The organism is Puniceibacterium confluentis, from assembly GCF_007923445.1.
Classification (GTDB): Bacteria; Pseudomonadota; Alphaproteobacteria; order Rhodobacterales; family Rhodobacteraceae; genus Puniceibacterium; species Puniceibacterium confluentis.
Map to the genome: position 1 here is coordinate 110239 of NZ_VOJI01000004.1, position 17947 is coordinate 128185.

The 17947-nt window shown below is 65.0% G+C and carries 24 protein-coding genes; 15 read left to right on the forward strand and 9 right to left on the reverse strand.

Going from position 1 to position 17947, the window contains the following annotated elements:
• Positions 1-24: 24 nt before the first annotated feature.
• Positions 25-798: an ATP-binding cassette domain-containing protein gene (locus tag FOY53_RS06260; RefSeq protein WP_146586849.1), complete on the reverse strand. Its 774-nt coding sequence runs from the start codon at positions 796-798 to the stop codon at positions 25-27.
• Entirely contained in the window at positions 791-1498 is a 708-nt protein-coding gene (locus FOY53_RS06265) for an ABC transporter permease (protein WP_146586851.1), read from the reverse strand. Before FOY53_RS06265 ends, FOY53_RS06260 begins: the two co-directional genes overlap by 8 nt.
• Positions 1499-1758: 260 nt before the next feature.
• On the opposite strand from FOY53_RS06265, the gene tsaA reads away from it, so the two are divergent.
• The 14 genes from tsaA to ureG all read left to right on the forward strand — a co-directional run bounded on the left by tsaA (position 1759) and on the right by ureG (position 10178).
• On the forward strand, positions 1759-2262 hold the full coding sequence (gene tsaA, locus FOY53_RS06270; protein ID WP_246107304.1) for a tRNA (N6-threonylcarbamoyladenosine(37)-N6)-methyltransferase TrmO: 504 nt from the start codon (positions 1759-1761) through the stop codon (positions 2260-2262).
• A 180-nt stretch (positions 2263-2442) separates the two neighbouring features.
• Positions 2443-3261 carry an urease accessory protein UreD gene (locus tag FOY53_RS06275; RefSeq protein WP_146586853.1) on the forward strand — a complete coding sequence of 273 codons (819 nt, stop codon included), beginning with the start codon at positions 2443-2445 and terminating at the stop codon, positions 3259-3261.
• 20 nt (positions 3262-3281) lie between these two features.
• Positions 3282-3584: an urease subunit gamma gene (locus FOY53_RS06280; protein ID WP_146586855.1), complete on the forward strand. Its 303-nt coding sequence runs from the start codon at positions 3282-3284 to the stop codon at positions 3582-3584.
• Between the two features lie 38 nt (positions 3585-3622).
• A complete protein-coding gene (locus FOY53_RS06285) occupies positions 3623-3802 on the forward strand; it encodes a hypothetical protein (protein ID WP_146586858.1) in 180 nt (59 codons plus the stop codon).
• Positions 3799-4104 carry an urease subunit beta gene (locus tag FOY53_RS06290; protein WP_146586860.1) on the forward strand — a complete coding sequence of 102 codons (306 nt, stop codon included), beginning with the start codon at positions 3799-3801 and terminating at the stop codon, positions 4102-4104. The genes FOY53_RS06285 and FOY53_RS06290 overlap by 4 nt, the downstream gene beginning before the upstream one ends.
• Positions 4105-4106: 2 nt before the next feature.
• Positions 4107-4514 carry a lysozyme inhibitor LprI family protein gene (locus tag FOY53_RS06295; RefSeq protein WP_146586862.1) on the forward strand — a complete coding sequence of 136 codons (408 nt, stop codon included), beginning with the start codon at positions 4107-4109 and terminating at the stop codon, positions 4512-4514.
• Positions 4515-4567: 53 nt separating this feature from the next.
• Positions 4568-5311 carry a hypothetical protein gene (locus FOY53_RS06300; protein WP_146586864.1) on the forward strand — a complete coding sequence of 248 codons (744 nt, stop codon included), beginning with the start codon at positions 4568-4570 and terminating at the stop codon, positions 5309-5311.
• 1 nt (position 5312) lies between these two features.
• Complete coding sequence (locus tag FOY53_RS06305; RefSeq protein ID WP_146586866.1) at positions 5313-5735, forward strand: carboxymuconolactone decarboxylase family protein; 423 nt, start codon at positions 5313-5315, stop codon at positions 5733-5735.
• A 197-nt stretch (positions 5736-5932) separates the two neighbouring features.
• Positions 5933-6247, forward strand: coding sequence for an antifreeze protein (locus FOY53_RS06310; protein ID WP_186766532.1), 315 nt, complete (start codon positions 5933-5935; stop codon positions 6245-6247).
• 11 nt (positions 6248-6258) lie between these two features.
• Positions 6259-7968, forward strand: a complete 1710-nt coding sequence (ureC, locus tag FOY53_RS06315; RefSeq protein WP_146586867.1) for an urease subunit alpha — start codon at positions 6259-6261, stop codon at positions 7966-7968.
• 140 nt (positions 7969-8108) lie between these two features.
• Entirely contained in the window at positions 8109-8330 is a 222-nt protein-coding gene (locus FOY53_RS06320) for a DUF1127 domain-containing protein (RefSeq protein WP_146586869.1), read from the forward strand.
• Positions 8331-8364: 34 nt separating this feature from the next.
• The gene (locus FOY53_RS06325) at positions 8365-8910 is read left to right on the forward strand and encodes an urease accessory protein UreE (protein WP_146586871.1); all 546 of its coding nucleotides are present in this window, start codon (positions 8365-8367) and stop codon (positions 8908-8910) included.
• On the forward strand, positions 8849-9535 hold the full coding sequence (locus FOY53_RS06330; protein WP_246107305.1) for an urease accessory protein UreF: 687 nt from the start codon (positions 8849-8851) through the stop codon (positions 9533-9535). The genes FOY53_RS06325 and FOY53_RS06330 overlap by 62 nt, the downstream gene beginning before the upstream one ends.
• A 10-nt stretch (positions 9536-9545) precedes the next feature.
• On the forward strand, positions 9546-10178 hold the full coding sequence (gene ureG / locus FOY53_RS06335) for an urease accessory protein UreG (protein ID WP_146586873.1): 633 nt from the start codon (positions 9546-9548) through the stop codon (positions 10176-10178).
• Between the two features lie 51 nt (positions 10179-10229).
• On the opposite strand, the gene FOY53_RS06340 is transcribed toward ureG, so the two are convergent.
• From FOY53_RS06340 to ectA, 7 genes are all read right to left on the reverse strand, one after another.
• Positions 10230-10970: a maleate cis-trans isomerase family protein gene (locus tag FOY53_RS06340; RefSeq protein WP_146586875.1), complete on the reverse strand. Its 741-nt coding sequence runs from the start codon at positions 10968-10970 to the stop codon at positions 10230-10232.
• On the reverse strand, positions 10967-12124 hold the full coding sequence (locus tag FOY53_RS06345) for a M24 family metallopeptidase (protein WP_146586877.1): 1158 nt from the start codon (positions 12122-12124) through the stop codon (positions 10967-10969). The genes FOY53_RS06340 and FOY53_RS06345 overlap by 4 nt, the downstream gene beginning before the upstream one ends.
• Complete coding sequence (locus tag FOY53_RS06350) at positions 12121-13182, reverse strand: pyridoxal-phosphate dependent enzyme (protein WP_146586879.1); 1062 nt, start codon at positions 13180-13182, stop codon at positions 12121-12123. Before FOY53_RS06350 ends, FOY53_RS06345 begins: the two co-directional genes overlap by 4 nt.
• 226 nt (positions 13183-13408) lie before the next feature.
• Positions 13409-14839, reverse strand: a complete 1431-nt coding sequence (locus tag FOY53_RS06355; protein ID WP_146587191.1) for an aspartate kinase — start codon at positions 14837-14839, stop codon at positions 13409-13411.
• An 11-nt stretch (positions 14840-14850) separates the two neighbouring features.
• The gene (locus FOY53_RS06360) at positions 14851-15243 is read right to left on the reverse strand and encodes an ectoine synthase (protein ID WP_146586881.1); all 393 of its coding nucleotides are present in this window, start codon (positions 15241-15243) and stop codon (positions 14851-14853) included.
• Positions 15244-15248: 5 nt separating this feature from the next.
• A complete protein-coding gene (gene ectB, locus FOY53_RS06365) occupies positions 15249-16541 on the reverse strand; it encodes a diaminobutyrate--2-oxoglutarate transaminase (RefSeq protein WP_146586883.1) in 1293 nt (430 codons plus the stop codon).
• 49 nt (positions 16542-16590) lie between these two features.
• Positions 16591-17121, reverse strand: a complete 531-nt coding sequence (gene ectA, locus FOY53_RS06370; protein WP_146586885.1) for a diaminobutyrate acetyltransferase — start codon at positions 17119-17121, stop codon at positions 16591-16593.
• A gap of 280 nt (positions 17122-17401) precedes the next feature.
• Between ectA and FOY53_RS06375 the strand changes: the two genes are divergently transcribed.
• Positions 17402-17887 carry a MarR family winged helix-turn-helix transcriptional regulator gene (locus FOY53_RS06375; RefSeq protein ID WP_146586888.1) on the forward strand — a complete coding sequence of 162 codons (486 nt, stop codon included), beginning with the start codon at positions 17402-17404 and terminating at the stop codon, positions 17885-17887.
• Positions 17888-17947 lie beyond the last annotated feature (60 nt).

Below are 17947 nucleotides of genomic sequence, written 5' to 3' on the forward strand. Positions count from 1 at the left end.
CTCTGGCGATGGTGGGAAGTAATGTCAGACCGTCAGGCGGCCCGCGAGAAAGGCCTGCGCGGCCGGGGACGCCGGAGCGCCGAAAAAGGCGTCCGCAGGGCGGTGTTCGGCAAGCCGGCCCTGCGACAGGAACACGATGTCATCGGCAAGCCGGCGGGCCTGACCAATGTCATGCGTGACGCAGACGATCTTGGTTCCCCGGCGCCGCTCTTCGCGCAGGATATCCTCGATCATCTGTGCCGAGGCCGGGTCGAGGCTGGCGGTGGGTTCGTCAAGGAACAGCAGATCCGGCGCGCTCGCCAGCGCCCGCGCCAGAGCCAGGCGCTGCTGCTCGCCCCCCGACAGCAGGCGTGCGGGCTGTGCGGCCCGGGACAACAGGCCGACGCGGCCCAGCAGCACGTCACGCCGCGCAGAGTCGCGCGGACCGCGGCTGTGCAGTACAAAATCGACATTGGCTGCAACCGAGCGGCGCAGAAGCACCGGTTTCTGGAACACCATCGCCTGGCGCATCCGCGCCCCCGCGTCCAGCGGCGCGCCGTCGCAGAATACCGTTCCCGCGTCAGGGACAATCAGCCCGTGCAGCAGTCGCAAAAGCAGGCTTTTGCCGGCGCCATTGGGGCCCATGACGATGGTGATGCCGTCGGTGTCCAGATCCAGATCCAGGTTGCTGATCAGCGTCCTGCCATGCGCGAGATACCCTAGCCTCCGTGCCGACAGGCGCGCCGCCTGCACGACAGGGCCGCAGGGCGGCTGGACCTGCTGACATTCACCGGCGCGGGGGAGGCGGGATTCACGCATAGGCTTGCTTCATGGCGGACATCCGCACCGACTGCACCGTGGCGTTCACACCCAGGGCAAGCACCATCAGCACGATTCCCAGCGCCAGCGCCAGTGCCAGATCACCCTTCGAGGTTTCAAGGGCAATCGCGGTGGTCATCACCCGGGTCAGATGGTCGATGTTGCCACCGACAATGATCACGGCGCCCACTTCGGCGACGGCGCGGCCAAATCCCGCCAGCGCGACGGTCAGCAGCGTAAAGCGGCCGTCCCACAGCAGCGCCTGCATGCTCCTCGTCCGGCTGAGACTGAGAGAGCGAAACTGCTCGGCATATTCCGTGTGCATGTCTTCGAGCACCTGGCGGGACAGGGCCGCGACGATCGGGGTGATCAGGATGCACTGGGCAATGATCATGGCGCTGGGCGTATAGAGCAGCCCGAGGAACCCCAGCGGACCCGAGCGCGACAGTTGCAGATAGACCAGCAGCCCGACAACCACCGGCGGCAACCCCATCAGGGCGTTGACCAGCACCAGCACGCCACCGCGTCCGCGGAACCGTGTCACCGCCAGCAATGCCCCAAGCGGCAGCCCCATCAAACAGGCCAGCGCGGTGGCTGTCAGGCTGACGCGCAGGGACAGGATGACGATTTGATACAGGTCACCATCGCCCGACAGGACAAGGCTCAGGGCCAAAGACAATGCCTCTCCATAGTCTTGCAAAATTTCCGGCCTTTGCATAATCTTCGGATACTCCGGAATGATGCGGTAATTCGGACAGGCGTGCAAGAAATTTAAGCTGATTTTGGTCTGGAAAGATTACCGATTTTCGGGCGCGCGGCGGCATTCCTTCGACCGGGCCGTGTAATGCCGCCTAACCGCCGACTCCGCGTCAGAGCACCGCAAGCTGTCGATGCTTTCCGGTGCGCGGACGTCACGGGTACTTTTCCGCGTGCCGGATTGATGTATTCTGTTGCCAAACCATGCAGAGACAACGGATGCCGCAGGACCGCACCGACACCCGACCCGGCGAGCGGCAGGTCGATCTGGACCTGGCCGACGATGCCGCGCTCCGGTTTATCGGGCGTATCCGTACCCCGTTTCTGACCCGTGCCGACTGCCCCCGTCAGGGCCGGTTGGACGGCCCCGAATGCCGCCTTGAACTTGACCCGATCTGGGAAGCGGCGCTGGATGGGATCGAAGCCTACAGCCGTCTCGAAGTGATCTACTGGCTGCATCAGTCGCGTCGCGATCTGGTCACGCAGAGTCCGCGCCATGACGGGCGGACTGTCGGTACCTTTGCGCTGCGCTCGCCGGTACGGCCCAATCCGATCGGCACCGCACGCGTCCATCTGGTGCGCCGGGAGCGTGCGGCTTTGGTGGTGCGCGGGCTGGACTGTCTGGACGGCACGCCGCTGCTGGATATCAAGCCGGACCGCTGCGATTTTACGCCGAAAGCGGGGGAAAAGGCGGCGGATCTTGCGTGATTCACATGTGCCCGAAATTTTGGCAGGAAGCCAGGAACAGCCTGCAGATTGGGCGTTCGGGGTGCGTGGGGGGGCGCTGAGCGGATGCCGTCACGGTCCAGGGCTTGTCGCTGTAGGCGATCCTGTGAAAACCGTATCCATCGCAGCATCGGAGTCCGCCACATTCCCTACGATCACAGCATGACCAAGGCCCCCCTGCCTGCGGCGCAGCGCGCCCGGGGCCGGACGCATCTTTCCGCGCGGGTCCGTGACGGGAAAAGCGTGCTTGTGGATCTGCATCAGGCCGGGGCATCGCGGCTGCTGTTCCCGCGACCGGCAACTGCGGCATTGCCCGCCGTATGGCTCAATACCTCGGGTGGCGTGACCGGCGGTGACCGGTTCGAAGCCCGTTTTGAAGCCGGGGCAGGGGCGCATCTGAGCCTGACCAGCCAGGCGGCGGAACGCATCTATCATGCACTGCCGGGGGCGCCGGGGCGGGTGAGTACCACGCTCGGAATCGGGCCGGGCGCGCGCATTGACTGGCTGCCGCAAGAGACGATCCTGTTCGACCATGCCGCACTGGCACGCAACCTGACGGTCGAGATGGCGGCGGACGCAACACTGCTGGCGGTCGAGACCCTGATCTTTGGTCGCGCCGCGATGGGCGAATCCGTGCGCCGGCTGACTCTGCGCGACCACATCGACCTGCGCATCGACGGGCGCCTTGCCTTTGCCGACCGCCTGCACCTGGACGGGGATGCCGCCGCCACCCTCGATCGCCGGTTTGTGGCCGACGGCTGCGGCGCGCTGGCATCGGTCGTGTTTGCAACGCCGGGCGCGCGCCGACAGCTGGACCCCCTGCGCGCACTGCTGCCCGAAAGCGCGGGGGTTTCGGCTCTTGGCGACGATCTGCTGTTCCTGCGCCTGACCGCGCCGGACAGCTTTGGGATGCGCCGTGGACTGACCCCGCTTCTGCGCCACCTGTCGGGGGGGGATCTGCCCCGACCCTGGATGCTCTAACCCACCGGAAACCGAACCACATGCAACTGACGCCCCGAGAGAAAGACAAACTGCTGGTCGCCATGGCCGCCGAAGTGGCGCGCAAGCGCCTGGCCCGCGGAGTGCCGCTGAACTATCCCGAGGCGATTGCCCTGATCACCGACGCGGTGGTCGAAGGCGCGCGCGATGGCCGCTCTGTCGCCGAGATGATGCAGGCCGGAGCGCATGTGATCACCCGCGAGCAGTGCATGGAGGGCATCGCCGAAATGATTCACGAAGTGCAGGTCGAAGCCACTTTTCCCGACGGAACCAAGCTGGTCACCGTGCACAATCCGATCCGTTGACGACACCGCCGCAAACCGCCCAACAAAGGACCAACGCCATGACCCGCATCGCCACACCTGCCCTGCTGTTCACTGCCATCGCTTCGCCCGTGCTGGCGCATTCCGGCGCACACCTGCACCCGCATGACGGCGCACACTGGTTGACGCTGGTGGCGGGGCTGGGGGTTGTCGCGCTGGCGGCGCGGTTGGCCCTGGTGCGCATGAGGGCCCGCAAATGATCCCCGGCGAACTGTTTCCGGCCAAGGGCACGCTGACGCTGAACGCAGGTGGCACGGCGATCACCCTGATGGTCGCAAACACCGGTGACCGTCCGGTGCAGGTCGGCAGCCACTACCATTTCGGCGAGGCAAATGCGGCTCTGGACTTTGACCGCGATGCCGGGCGCGGGATGCGGCTGGACATCGCCGCCGGCACGGCGGTCCGGTTCGAGCCGGGCCAGCGCCGCGAGGTGCAGCTGGTGCCGATCGGTGGCAATCGGCGGATCTTCGGGTTCAATCAGGCGGTGATGGGGGATCTGTGAGCATGCGCCGGTCCGTTCTCGCCCTACTGATCGTGCTGCCCGCGACGGGCTGGGCCGCAAAGGGCATGGCGCAGCCCCTGGACTGCGTCAGCCCCACAACCCAGGTCGAGATGACCGGCTGTGCGGCGCGCGCCCATGAGGCAGCGGATGCCGAGCTGAATGCGGTCTGGAAAAAAGCGATGGCCAAAGCCCGGGATCTTGATCACTACATCGGTGCGGATGAAATTCCGGCCGTTACGATTCTGCGTGACGCGCAGCGTGCCTGGATTCCTTACCGCGATCAGGCTTGCGAGGCAGAAAGTCTGCTGGCCCGGGGCGGTACGCTTCAGTCACAGCTGTTTTACGAGTGCCTCACACGTCTGACACGGACCCGGACAGAGGATCTGGCCGGATTTGCCACCGAATACTGACACCCTATCCCGTCGGGCCACAGGCCCGCGCCAGAATTGAAAAGGAGAGCCCCATGCCACTGCTCATGCAACCCTTTCAGATGACACTCGCCTGCATCAGGGCGTCCGGCGAAGTCTGGACCTCGCAGGTCAAGGTCGGCCAGACCCTGTTTCAGGCTGGCCTGCGCCAGCGCAGTCTGATGATGCAGCTCGGCCGCATGACTGTGCCAGCGATCGCCGCCCCGACTGCCGTCCTGACCGCCGCGCCAGAAACGCCGGTGGCCGAAGTGCCCGCGGCCAAGCCACCAGTGCCGCGCGCGGCGTCGCGCCCGTCACCTGCGCCTGCCAAAACCAAAGCCAAGGCAGTCAAGCCAAAGCCTGCCAAGGCTGAGCTCAAGACAGCACAGGCCGCCCCGACGGCACAGCCTGTGGTGACGGCACCCAAGCCCGCCGCCGCCGCGCCCAAGGCAGACCCCGCGCCGGTGGATGCGCCGATTTCCAAGGCGCAAACCCCCAGCCCGTCCGTGACAGCACCTGCCGCCGCAGCCCCGTCGGCCAGCAAGGCCCCCGATGTCAAACCAGTGGGTCCGGCTGCCGCAAAACCAGAGACAGCGGCAACGGTGACGCCCGTCGCCAAGGCAGAACCAACCGCTGCGGCAGACACCAAAGCCGCCCCGGTCCAGTCGCCACCCGCCGCATCGGCAAGCCCGGCCGCCCCCAGGGCCGCCGACACCCCGACTGCGCCCAAGGCCGCCGACACCCCGACCGCGCCCAAGGTCGCTCAGGCGCCTTCGACACCGGCAAAAAAGGGCAACTGACATGGCGACGCTGCCACTGCTGGACGACGCAGAGCTCAGCCCCGAGGCGGCTGAACTCTTTGCCGAGATCCGCGCGGCGCGTGGCAGCGACTTTGTAAACAACTTCTGGCGCGCGCTGGCACATGACCCGGTTCAGTTGCGCGCCACATGGGACCGTATTCAGACTGTGATGGCCCCCGGCGCGCTTGATCCCGTGGTGAAAGAGATGCTCTATGTTGCGGTCTCGGTTGCCAACAACTGTGGATATTGCGTGCATTCCCACACCGCCGCAGCCCGCGCAAAGGGCATGACTGCCGAAATGCAGGCCGAGCTCCTGGCGGTTGTCGCCATGGCCTGCCAGACCAATGCCCTGGCAACCGCGTTGCAGGTGCCGGTGGACCCGGTATTCGACCTCGGCAAACCCGGACGCGGCGCAGAGACATGAGTGCGTGTGCCGTCAGAGACCGCAGCCTGCCGACACCGTTCGGGGAACGTGCGCCGACCCGGCCATCGGTCCGTGCCCGCGCGTCGGCCGTGGCGTCGCAGCGGTCCGCCGCAATGCGCCGCCGCTCAAAGCGTCCTTCCCCCCGGGAGCTTCCGCGCCGGAATCCGGGGGCAGATTCACATCCACGGAGACATCCGATGCCCCGCACTGCCAACCCGCTTCATCTGTGGAACGCCACATTGCAGATGACCTTCCTGCTGATCGAGACACAGTCCGTGATCACCATGCGCTTGCTGGGCATGGCCGGACTGTGGAACGTGACCCGATCCGAAAACACCCGGATGGTGGATGAAAAGCCGCCCGCGATGATGCAATCGGCGATGAATGCCGTCAGCGCAACGATGAACGGTGCCCGACCTGACCAGATCGTGACATCGGCCATCCGCCCCCTGCGCGCCAAGACCCGCAGCAACACCAACCGGCTGGCCAAGCGCGGCCCGAAATTCAACTGAGGACCTGACCCATGCCCGCAACGATTGCCCGCGCCGACTATGCCGCCATGTTCGGTCCCACCACCGGGGACCGGCTGCGGCTGGCCGACACCGACCTCATCATCGAGGTCGAGCGTGACCTCACCACCTACGGTGAAGAGGTCAAGTTCGGCGGCGGCAAGGTGATCCGGGACGGCATGGGGCAGAGCCAGGTGACCCGTGCGGACGGTGCGGTCGACACGGTGATCACCAACGCGTTGATCGTGGACCACTCCGGCATCTACAAGGCCGACGTGGCACTGCGCGACGGGCGCATCCACGCCATCGGCAAGGCCGGCAATCCGGACACGCAACCCGGTGTCGACATCATCATCGGTCCGGGCACCGAGATCATCGCAGGCGAAGGGCGCATCCTGACAGCCGGCGGGTTTGATTCCCACATTCACTTCATCTGCCCGCAACAGATCGAGGATGCACTGCATTCGGGGCTCACCACCATGCTGGGCGGCGGCACCGGCCCGGCACACGGCACGCTGGCCACGACCTGCACCCCCGGCGCCTGGCACATGGGCCGGATGCTGCAGGCGGCGGATGCCTTTCCGATGAACCTGGCCTTTGCCGGCAAGGGCAACGCCTCGCTGCCGGCCGCGCTGATCGAGCAGATCATGGGCGGCGCCTGTTCCCTGAAGCTGCACGAGGACTGGGGCACCACACCCGGCGCCATCGACTGCTGCCTTTCGGTGGCCGACGACTATGACGTGCAGGTGATGATCCACACCGACACCCTGAACGAATCCGGCTTTGTGGAAAACACCGTGAAGGCGATGAAGGGCCGCACCATCCACGCCTTTCACACCGAAGGCGCCGGTGGCGGTCACGCCCCCGACATCATCAAGATCTGCGGCGAGGAATTTGTCCTGCCGTCGTCGACCAACCCGACGCGGCCCTATACGGTGAACACCCTCGAAGAGCATCTCGATATGCTCATGGTCTGCCACCACCTTGATAAATCCATCCCCGAAGATGTGGCCTTTGCCGAAAGCCGCATCCGCCGCGAGACGATCGCGGCCGAGGATATCCTGCATGACATGGGGGCGTTTTCGATCATCGCCTCTGACAGCCAGGCGATGGGCCGTGTCGGCGAGGTGATCATCCGCACCTGGCAGACCGCCGACAAGATGAAAAAGCAGCGTGGGGCACTGGCGGGGGAAACCGGCGACAACGACAACCTGCGGGTGCGCCGGTACATCGCGAAATACACCATCAATCCGGCCATCGCCCACGGGCTGAGCCACGAGATCGGCAGCATCGCGCCCGGCAAACGCGCGGATCTCGTGCTGTGGAATCCGGCTTTCTTTGGTGTCAAACCCGAGATGGTGCTGATGGGAGGGACCATCGTCTGTGCCCAGATGGGCGATCCGAATGCGTCAATCCCCACGCCGCAGCCGGTCTATTCCCGGCCGATGTGGGGGGCCTATGGCCGCTCGGTCGAAAAGTCCGCCGTCACGTTTGTGTCAGAAGCGGCACAAAGCCACGATATCCGCGGTACGCTGGGTCTCGCCAAGCAGACGCTGGCGGTGCGCAACACCCGCGGCATCGGCAAGAAGGACCTGATTCTGAACGACGCGCTGCCACATATCGAGGTGAATCCCGAGACTTACGAGGTGCGCGCCGATGGTGAGCTGCTGACCTGCGAACCCGCCAGCGTCCTGCCGATGGCACAGCGCTACTTTTTGTTCTGAGGACCTCGTGATGCCGGATACACAGTCAGCCATGCACCAAACGCATCCCGGGGATGCCCTTTCGGGGGTGTTGGCGCGTTCTTCTTCTGCCTATTTGATGTGCAACGAAACGGACCAACAGTCAAAACGGAACGCATATCATGGCCCATGCCATCACTTTCACCGACACCTACCCCAAGGCCCCGCTGCTGACACGCATTGCCGACGGCCTGGCCAACTGGATAGACTCGGTTGCCGAAAATCATCCCCGGATGCGCGCCGTGCGCGCCCTGCGGGCGATGAGCGACACTCAGCTGGCGGCACGCGGCATCACCCGCGACGAGATCGTGCACCACGTGTTCAAGGACACATACTACCGCTGATCACCGATCAGTGCGCAACGGCCCGGGGGCGCGGATGAGTGCCCCCGCCTTTACCGCCCAGCTCTACCGCGCGACTCCCTCGCAGGAACATCCGGCAGGATGCGCCGAGCTGGATTACGAGGACCGGTTCCTGCGCCGCAAGGTGCTGACGCTGAAAGACGGCCGCACGGTTTTGGCCGACCTGCCGAAAACCACCTCACTCGATCATGGCGGCGTCCTGGTGACCACCACCGGTGAAGAAATCGCCATTGCCGCAGCGTCCCAGCCGCTTCTGGCGGTGACCGGGACCGACATGGTGCGCATCGCCTGGCATATCGGCAACCGCCACACGCCCTGCCAGATCGAAGCCGAACGCCTGCTGATCCAGCATGATCACGTCATCCGCGACATGCTGATCCGGATTGGCGCAACGGTTGCCGAGGTGCACGAACCCTTCACCCCCGAAGGTGGCGCATACGGCATGGGGCGCACCCATGGCCACGACCATTCGCACAGCCACGGGCCGGACAGTCATTCCCATGACCACGGCCACAGCCATGATCACACCCACGATCAGTCGCACGACCATGATCACCACTGATCCGCATCTGACATTGCACCAGCTGTTTTCGCCGGCTTTTCCCGTCGGGGCCTTTGCCTATTCGCACGGTCTGGAAACCTGTGTGCAGGCGGCGCAGGTGACCGACGCCGCCGCATTGCAGGACTGGCTGGAAACTGTGCTGGAATATGGCGCCGGTTGGTCGGATGCGGTTCTGATGGCGCAGGCGGCACAGGGCGGTGACACCGACACCCTGGCCGACCTGGCGCTGGCACTGTCCCCCTCGCATGAACGCCGCCGCGAGACCGCGCTGCAAGGTGCGGCGCTTGCCGCCACCGTGTCCGAAGTCTGGGGCATTGATGTCCCGCCGCTGCCCTACCCGGTTGCCATGGGCCGTTCCGTGGCGCTGCTCGATCTGCCGTTGCCACCAGCGCTGACCCTGTATCTGCAGGCCTTTGCCGCCAATCTGACCGGTGCGGGAGTGCGGTTGATCCCGCTGGGACAGACCGACGGCCAGCGGGTCATCCGTACTCTGACCCCGCTGTGCCAGCGGCTGGCGGACCGGGCGATCCGTGCCGATCTCGACGACATCGGCGGCTTTGCCCCGCTGCTGGATATTGCCAGCCAGCGCCATGACCAGCTCTATTCCCGCCTGTTCCGCTCGTAAGGAGAACCCCATGACATCTTTGAACGGACCCCTGCGTGTCGGCCTTGGTGGCCCGGTCGGTGCCGGCAAGACGACGCTGACGGCGGCGCTGTGCCGCGCGCTGCGCGACCGCCTGTCGATGGCGGTGGTGACCAATGACATTTACACCCAGGAAGATGCCGAGGCGCTGATGCGTCTGCAGGTGCTGCCGCTGGACCGGATCAAGGGGGTCGAAACCGGCGGTTGCCCGCACACCGCGATCCGCGAGGATGCCTCGATCAACCTCGCCGCCATTGCCGAGTTGAACGCGGCCCACCCCGGTCTGGATCTGATCCTGATCGAGTCGGGGGGCGACAACCTTTCGGCGACGTTTTCACCGGAACTGGCGGATGTGACGATCTACGTGATCGACGTGGCCGCGGGCGAAGAGATCCCGCGCAAGGGCGGCCCGGCGATCACCCGCTCGGATATCCTGGTGATCAACAAGACGGATCTGGCGCCGCATGTCGGCGCGTCGCTTGAGGTCATGCGCCGCGACGCCACGCGGATGCGGGCCGGAAAACCGTTTGTCTTCAGTTCTCTGCGCAAGGGGGACGGGGTAGAGGCCATTGTCGATCTGCTCACGCAGATTGGCGGGCTGCCACTGACACACGCGGCCGAATGACCGCGTTGCGCCCGGCCGGTGCAGAGTGCGGATATCTGCGACGCCCCCGCGTCAGCACTCGGCAAACAGTCTCCCGTAGCCCTGCAGCCGGGTGTCCACTCCGGCCTGGCGCAGCATGTGCCAGCCCAGTGCCTGGTTGCTGGACAGCACCGGCAGGCCGGTGCGCGCCTCAAGCGCGGCGATGAGTTCGAGCGTGCGCAGGTTGGTGCAGGACAGGAACACACCATCCACACCGCCCTGTTGCGCCAGCGCCTCTGCTGCCGCCATGATGGAGCCGGGCGCGATGCGCACGACCCGGTCTTCGCGGGCTTCGTTGAAGCTGCCAAAGACCGGCGTGTCGATGCCGTTGCAGCGCAGGACGTCGCGCAGCCGGTCCGAGACGCCGGCGACATAAGGCGACAGGATCGCCAGCCGCCGCAGGCCCATCGTGGTGCAGGCGGCGACCAGAGCCGTGACCGGGTTGGTCACTCTGGGGGTCGGTGCGGCGGCGCGGATCAACTTCGCCACCACCGCAGGCCCGATCACCGCCGCCCCCGAGGTGCAGCCATACCCCACCACTGCGTAGCGTTGCGCCTGTGGCAGAAGCCGGGCGGCGGCGGGCAGATCCTGCGCCATCTGCCTCAGGGTATCGGGCGTCACCTCGTCGCCGCTGGGCACCCGGCTGACCAGCAGATTGACCTGCGCCGGGATCAGCTGGCGCAGATCCCGCTCCAGGCTTTCGTCCGCCTGCAACACGATCAATCCGATGCGCAGCTCATCCGCCGCCAGCGTGTCATAGGGGAAATCGGTCATGCCACGGGCTCCAGTACCGGAATCTCCGGCCCCGAGGGCGGCGAGAGCCATTCCGGGCCGGTGTCGCGGATCACAAGGTTTTCCTCATGCACCATGATGCGCCCTTCGCCCATGTCAAGACAGGGTTCCAGCGTCAGCACCATGCCGGGACGCAGTTCCTCGCGGTCATCCGGCAGGACTGAAAAGCCTTCGGTCAGCTGCATGCCCAGCCCGTGGCCCAGACGCCCCGGTGCGGTGCGCCCGGGCCCCAGCACTTTGGTCATTGCGGCGTGGAGGTCGGACGCCAGCGCACCGGGGCGGGCTGCGGCAAACCCGGCAGCGGTCGCGTCGATCAGGCGGGCATGGGCGTCGCGCACGGCAACTGACGGGTCGCCGACCGAATAATTCCGGTCGAAATCGCAGAAATACCCCTCGTGCACCAATCCGGTGTCCAGCATCAGCACATCCCCGGGCTGCAATGGCGCCGGTGTCGCCGGAGAGATCACGTCGGCATATCCCCCGGCTCCCGACGCGCCCGCCAGATAGGGCACCCAGTCGGCGCCTTCCTCGAGGCACAGCCGCTGGAAGTCGCGAAACACCCGGTCGAGCCCGATTCCCGCGGCCGCCACCTCGGGCACGCGGGCAAAGGCGCGTCCGGCAATGGCGCAGGCCTGCCGGATCAGCCCGATCTCGGCCTCGGACTTTTCCGCCCGCAGGTGCTGTACCAGCCCCTGATCGGACACCATGCGCAGCGGCTTGAGCGCGGCCCGCAGCGCCGCGTAGTCAGACAGCGGCAGGCGCAGGTGGCTGCCCGGTCCCATCGGCAGGCCGATCTGGACGCCGCGCCCCCTCACTTCGGACAGGGTGTCGGCCAGCAGGCTGATGCCATCGTCACCGGGGCGCGGCGCGGGCCAGCAGCGGATTTCCCGGATCCAGGTGCGTTCCATCAGGGCCTGACCGATGCCGGGGATCACCGCCACCGGGTCACCATGCCCGGGAATGACCAGAAACCAGGGCCGCGTCGGGCTTTCCCAGAAACGGGTCAGAAAGCCGCTGAAATACCGCAGGTCCGGTTCGGTGGTGACCAGCAGCGCCGCCAGATCCTGACGCGCCATTGCGGCCTGCGCCCGGGCGACCCGGGCCTGATATTCGGCATCCGGAAGCGTCAGGCTCATGGTTCTTCGGTCACGAAGGCCAGCACGCGGGACGACTCCTCCAGCGCCAGGGCGGTGCGATGCGCCCGGCTCGACAGCACGGCTGCCACACTGGCGCCGCCGGAGGCAGTGGTGGCCAGACCCAGTTCCGCCAGTCGTGGCAGCACGGCGTTCACTTCGGCGTCCGACAGGGTCACGACCGCGTCCGCATCCCGGGCCAGCCCCCTGAGCGCGATCATCGACGCCTCTTTGCAGTCCAGCCGCCCCATGTCCGAAACCGGCCCGCGCACCGGCGTGAACCGTTCGTTGTCAAGGGATTGCGCTACGCAGGGTGCGGCGTCGGGCTCAACGACAATCACACGCGGCGCCTCGCCCCAGAGGCGACGGGTGGCTGCAGCGACAGCGGCGGCAAGCCCGCCGACGCCGGCCTGCACGAACACATGGGTCGGCGCCGGGTGCAGTTGTTCACCGACCTCGGCCATCAGCGCGAGGTATCCCTGCATCAGGCGTTGCGGGATCTCGGTATAGCCCTCCCAGGAACTGTCTGACAGCAGTGTCCAGCCCTTGGCATCAGCCGCCTCGGCGGCGGCCTGCATGCTGTCTTCGTAGTTGCGCCCGGAACGCACCACTTCGGCGCCTTTGGCGCGCAGGCGCAGGGCAAAGCTGTCGGGCACGGTGTCGGACAGATAGACCACGGCACGGGCACCGAACACCGCGGCTCCGGCGGCGACCGACAGCCCGTGGTTGCCGGCGCTGGCCGTGACAAACGTGTGTCCCCCCAGCGCGCCGACCGGATCCTCGGGAGAAAGCGCCGCAGCCGCATGGGCAATGACATGCGCCGCGCCCAGGGCCTTGAAACTGCCCAGACCCATGCGCGTCCTTTCGTCCTTGACCCACAGCGCGGCGATGTGGCTGTCGCGGGCGAGGTCGGGCAGGGTGGTCAGCGGGGTGATTTGCGCCACTGGACAGCGCCGCAGCAACGCCAGCACCGGGCCCGGGTCGTCCTGCGGGTAGGGGATGCCGTCGGGCAGGGGAAAGTCGCGCGATTCGGCGCGAAATGGATTTTTTATCAGCTTCATGCCCGACAGTTGGCCCCGTCGAAGCCTGTCGAGTCAAACCCGAATTCGGCCTGGCGGTGACAAAAGCGTGCGAATTTCCCGTCGGTTGACCGAAGCGGGCGGGCGGTTCAACCTGGGGTCAAGCGCTGCGGTGCGGTGCCGCAGTTTTCAGACACTGCGGCCCCGCCGTCGGGGCAGGGCCGTTTGAGGTGTCGAAGAGTTTGAGTTCTTCGACAGCAACCGGCGATCAGGCCACCAGTTTGGCAACCTTCCCGGTCTTGGGCATGAACGTCTCGTGCAACGCCCGGATCGAACGGTCGAGAGACTCGCGCCCGACCACAAACTGCGCATCCACAGTGCGGGTCGTCTGGTGGGCGCTGATCACTTCGACCCCCGCCTTGCGCAATGCGCCCAGACCGCGTTCGAGCACGTGCAATCCACGCAGGTCCCGGCCGATGACCGCAACGATCGCTGCCGATGTCACACTTATGTGCGCGTTGGGGTAGACCTCGCTCAGATCCTTTTCGACCTTCTTGATCGTGCTCAGCGACGCATCGACATAGTGGGTGATCGTGTTGGCATTCGATGTCTTGGACACGATCCGGCAGGCGTGGCGGGTCAGTCGCTCCAGCACCTTGGCATCGTAGCCCTTGACCCCGACCATGTCCTGCTCGAACAGCTCGAAGGCGTAGATGTCCAGCCCGGTGACGATCTCGGCAACGCCTTTCTCGGCCTCGGCCTCGTCGATCAACGTGCCCGGATCAAGCGGTTCGAACGCATTGGTGACGCGCAGCGACACTTCGGCCTGGCGCAGTGCCTTGGCCGCGGTGGGGTGGATCGCTTCCATGCCCATGTTGCTCAGCTGGTCGGCCACGTCATAGTTGGTGTGACCCAGCTTGCGGACATTGTCGGCGCCCACCAGCTTGGGGTCCGCCGATGACAGATGGAATTCCTTGTGGATGATCGCCTCGCGGGCGCGGGTGAGCGCGGCGATCTGGCTGAACGTCACTTCGGAATAACCGCGATCATACTTGTTCATCAGGCCTTCGACACATTGCGCATACCCGGTGACGATCGGCATCTCGGTGGTCAGGTCGATGCCCTGAAGCCCGTCGAGAATGCGCTCGTCCAGCGTCATTTCGCGTTCGTCCCGCCAGCCGGACAAATCCACGACCCGCGCGTTCACGCCATGACGGCGCAGCAGCAGAGCGGTGACAAAGGCCGAGTGCGATTCCCCCAGTCCGGAAAGCAGTTCACGGGTGATCGCCATGTGCTGCGACAGGCGGAAATGCCCGTAGGAACACAGCCGCTGCAAGTCGATCAGGCAGGATCGGGCGCCCTCGATCCGGTCACGGACAAAATCCGCCGCCTGCGCCTGATCCGCCGGATGCGTCAGCACCGCTTCGTGTGCTTCGCGCATCGCCGCGTCGACGCGGGTCAGCGCGCTCATCCAGCCATGATCCTCGGTCTCGTTCGAGAAATGGGCATAAACCCCGGGTTCCTGGCTTTTCTTGTGTTCCAGCAACAGGTTGGTGATGCCACCAAAAGCCGAAACCACGAAGATCCGGTTGTAGTCGGGCGCGTTGACGCGAAACAGCGGCTCCAGCAGCTCGGCCAGGCGGGACATCGAGGTGCCGCCGATCTTTTCTACGGTATGATTCTGGAAAGTCGAACTCATGTTGTCCCCGCTCACGCGACCTCTTTGGGCGCGGCGTAGGATCCGTCTTCCTGGTGCACCTCCGTGCCGGTGACGGGCGGGTTGAAGCAGCAGGCCATGACCAGCTCTTCTTCGGCGCGCAGTGTATGTTTGTCATGCAGGTTCAGCGCGTACATCACCCCGGGCGTGATCTCGTGGGTCTCACCGGTGGCCAGATCGGTGATCGAGCCTTTGCCCTGCATGCAGAACACCGATTCAAAGTGGTTCTTGTAGTGGAACGTGTGCTCGGAGCCGGCCTTGAGATAGGTGATGTGGAACGAGAACCCCATCTTGTCATCCGCCAGCAGCATCCGGACCGAGGTCCACTCAGCGTCGGAAACGGCGCGGTCGGTGTCTTTGAGCTTGTTTACATCGCGTACAATCATGTCGGTTACTCCGCTGCAATCTTGTGTTGTGCCGTGGCGCTCCGGGTGGCGTCGAGCAGGATCTCGAGCCCTTTCTGGAACGTCGCTGTCGGCGTGGTGAGAGGGGCAAGCACCTTGACGACTTCGTCATGGGCGCCCGACGTCTCGATGATCAGTCCGGCCTCGAAACAGCGCGCGCAGATGTCCGAGGCAAGCTCGCCCGAACCGACATCGACCCCCTGCATCAACCCGCGCCCCTTGAGCACCGCTCCGTCGACTTCGTCAGCAACGGCCTGAAGGCCGGCGGTGAGGATCAGAGCCTTGTCGGCCAGGGCCTGCTGAAAGCTGTCATCTTTCCAGAACTTTTCCAGCGCGACGCGTGCGGTGACAAAGGCGTGGGTGTTGCCGCGGAAGGTGCCGTTGTGCTCGGCGGGCTTCCAGATGTCATGCTCGGGTTTGATCAGCAGGGCGGCGAACGGCAGGCCAAAGCCCGAAAGGGACTTTGCCTGGGTGATCATGTCGGGCTGGATGTCCATGCCCTCGCAGCCAAAGAAGGTGCCGGCCCGGCCGCAACCGGACTGGATGTCGTCGATGATGACCAGCGCGCCGATTTCTTTCGCCAGCTTGCCCAGACCTTCGATCCAGTCGCTGGACGCGGCGTTCAGGCCGCCTTCGCCCTGAATCGGTTCAAAAATGAACGCTGCGGGCGCGTCGACACCCGAGGACGGGTTTGTCAGCATCATGCGGATCTGTTCCAGCGTGTCGACGTCATCGCCGAAGGCGCGGTCATAGGGCAGGTGGGTCACACCGGTCAGCCCGGCGCCGTCGTTGCCGCCGCCGGCGCGTTTGCCCGCGTTGCCCGTCAGCGCCAGCGCGCCCATGGTCATGCCGTGAAAGCCGTTGGTGAAGGACACCACATTGCGTCGGCCGGTGACCTTGCGGGCCAGCTTGATTGCCGCTTCGACCGCATTGGTGCCGGTCGGGCCGGTCAGCATGATCTTGTAGTCCATGCCGCGCGGACGCAGGATGATGTCTTCGTATGCCTGCAGGAACCGCGCCTTGGTATCGGTGTACATGTCCAGGCCGTGGGCAATGCCATCACCCATGATATGCTCGATCAGCGCCTGCTTCATGTCCGGGTCGTTGTGGCCATAGTTCAGTGACGAACAGCCGGCGAGAAAGTCGATATAGGTCTTGCCGTCGACGTCGGTCATGATCGAGCCCGACGCCTTGGTGAATACCGTGTCAAAGCTGCGGCAGTAGCTGCGCACCTGGCTTTCGCGGGTTTCGAAAATGGTTTTCTGTGTCTCAGAAGACATATGGGTATTCCTTTGATTTGGGGTAGGAGAGGCCGGGCGTCGTGCCCTGTCAGGCGACGCTCTTCAACGCCTCTCGGAACGCGATGGTGACCATGTGCTCGGTGGCATGCTCACCCTGAAAGTGTGTGTCGCGGGTGAAATGCGCCTCGGACGACAGGTCGGCGCCGCTCTGGGCGGCGAACTTGCGGAACAGCGCCCAGGAGGCGTCGTTGTCCAATGTGATCGTGGTCTGCATCCGCTTGGCATCCACCGTCTCATCGCGGCGCATCAGCGCCTCGAGCATGCGGGTGCCAAGTCCGATGCCGCGCGCGTCCTGCGACACGGCGACCTGCCAGACAAACACGCTCTCGGCGTCCTGCGGCAGAAGATAGGCCGAGATCCAGCCGATGATCGCGCCGTCCATCTCGGCGACAACGCAGGTGTCACGAAAGTGGTCGGACTGCAGCAGGTTGGCGTACATCGAGTTTTCGTCCAGCGGCTTGCAGGCGCGAATCAGTTCCCAGATATCCGCCCCGTCTTCGCGGACGGGCTTGCGGAAAGTGACTGTGCCCTTGGGCTTTACGCTTTGCAGTGTCTGCACGGTGGATACCTCGGATGATTGCTTGGTGATGTATTACTTTGAGTGGCTAAGTAGTTCATTCTTTCTGATAGTTCAACATGCAAAGTAATAATCCGCAGTGCCGCAGAAGGTTCCGTATGATTTGCTGAAAAATAGGGAAATATCTCGGGGTCTTGTGGGGCGGTACTTAGTTTTGTATAATATTTTGATGTTAGATCAAACAAGAGTGCAAAGTGTTTCGGGGAGTTGCGCGATCGCATGGCCCCGTCGTAAACTGACCCGGCCTGAAGATGAGAGCGATATGGATCGTACCGATACCAGCCTTATTGCGCTGCGCCGCATTCTGCGGGCCACCGAACTCTACGGTCGCGATCTTGCGCGCGACGCCGGGCTGACCGCGGTTCAGTTGCGGGTGTTGCAGATCGTCGCGGAAAAGGGTCACAGCACCCCGACCGAGATCGCAACCCGGATGGGTGTGTCGCAGGCGACGGTATCGGTGCTGATCAAGAAACTGGAAGGTTTCAGCCTGCTTGAGCGTCACAAGTCGCTGGCGGACCGGCGCCAGACCGACCTTGAAATCACCCGGACGGGACGTGCCAAGGTCGATGTGGCCCCGGACGCGCTTCAGCAGCGATATGTCGCGCAATTCGAAGCGCTGCCGGACTGGGAACAGTCGATGATTGTCGCCGTGCTGGAACGGGTGGCGGGCATGCTGGACGCTTCGGACATGCCGGCCGAACCGGTGCTGACAACAGGCGACATTCTGCGGCACGACCAACCCGGCTGAGGTGTTGGCCCCGCGCGGGGCGCGGGGCCTCATTTTCGCCAGCCAGCGTCGGCAGTTCCG

Coding starts and splice junctions, on each gene's coding strand:
- FOY53_RS06345 (WP_146586877.1), bottom strand. CDS start 12,124: ATGAGCCTGACGCTTCCGGATGCCGAATATCAGGCCCGGGTCGCCCGG.
- FOY53_RS06260 (WP_146586849.1), bottom strand. CDS start 798: ATGCGTGAATCCCGCCTCCCCCGCGCCGGTGAATGTCAGCAGGTCCAG.
- FOY53_RS06300 (WP_146586864.1), top strand. CDS start 4,568: ATGCCACTGCTCATGCAACCCTTTCAGATGACACTCGCCTGCATCAGG.
- tsaA (WP_246107304.1), top strand. CDS start 1,759: ATGCAGAGACAACGGATGCCGCAGGACCGCACCGACACCCGACCCGGC.
- FOY53_RS06310 (WP_186766532.1), top strand. CDS start 5,933: ATGCCCCGCACTGCCAACCCGCTTCATCTGTGGAACGCCACATTGCAG.
- FOY53_RS06340 (WP_146586875.1), bottom strand. CDS start 10,970: ATGACCGATTTCCCCTATGACACGCTGGCGGCGGATGAGCTGCGCATC.
- ureC (WP_146586867.1), top strand. CDS start 6,259: ATGCCCGCAACGATTGCCCGCGCCGACTATGCCGCCATGTTCGGTCCC.
- FOY53_RS06280 (WP_146586855.1), top strand. CDS start 3,282: ATGCAACTGACGCCCCGAGAGAAAGACAAACTGCTGGTCGCCATGGCC.
- ureG (WP_146586873.1), top strand. CDS start 9,546: ATGACATCTTTGAACGGACCCCTGCGTGTCGGCCTTGGTGGCCCGGTC.
- FOY53_RS06295 (WP_146586862.1), top strand. CDS start 4,107: ATGCGCCGGTCCGTTCTCGCCCTACTGATCGTGCTGCCCGCGACGGGC.
- FOY53_RS06375 (WP_146586888.1), top strand. CDS start 17,402: ATGGATCGTACCGATACCAGCCTTATTGCGCTGCGCCGCATTCTGCGG.
- FOY53_RS06350 (WP_146586879.1), bottom strand. CDS start 13,182: ATGAAGCTGATAAAAAATCCATTTCGCGCCGAATCGCGCGACTTTCCC.
- FOY53_RS06290 (WP_146586860.1), top strand. CDS start 3,799: ATGATCCCCGGCGAACTGTTTCCGGCCAAGGGCACGCTGACGCTGAAC.
- ectB (WP_146586883.1), bottom strand. CDS start 16,541: ATGTCTTCTGAGACACAGAAAACCATTTTCGAAACCCGCGAAAGCCAG.
- FOY53_RS06330 (WP_246107305.1), top strand. CDS start 8,849: ATGACCACGGCCACAGCCATGATCACACCCACGATCAGTCGCACGACC.
- FOY53_RS06275 (WP_146586853.1), top strand. CDS start 2,443: ATGACCAAGGCCCCCCTGCCTGCGGCGCAGCGCGCCCGGGGCCGGACG.
- FOY53_RS06355 (WP_146587191.1), bottom strand. CDS start 14,839: ATGAGTTCGACTTTCCAGAATCATACCGTAGAAAAGATCGGCGGCACC.
- FOY53_RS06285 (WP_146586858.1), top strand. CDS start 3,623: ATGACCCGCATCGCCACACCTGCCCTGCTGTTCACTGCCATCGCTTCG.
- FOY53_RS06320 (WP_146586869.1), top strand. CDS start 8,109: ATGGCCCATGCCATCACTTTCACCGACACCTACCCCAAGGCCCCGCTG.
- FOY53_RS06360 (WP_146586881.1), bottom strand. CDS start 15,243: ATGATTGTACGCGATGTAAACAAGCTCAAAGACACCGACCGCGCCGTT.
- FOY53_RS06305 (WP_146586866.1), top strand. CDS start 5,313: ATGGCGACGCTGCCACTGCTGGACGACGCAGAGCTCAGCCCCGAGGCG.
- FOY53_RS06325 (WP_146586871.1), top strand. CDS start 8,365: ATGAGTGCCCCCGCCTTTACCGCCCAGCTCTACCGCGCGACTCCCTCG.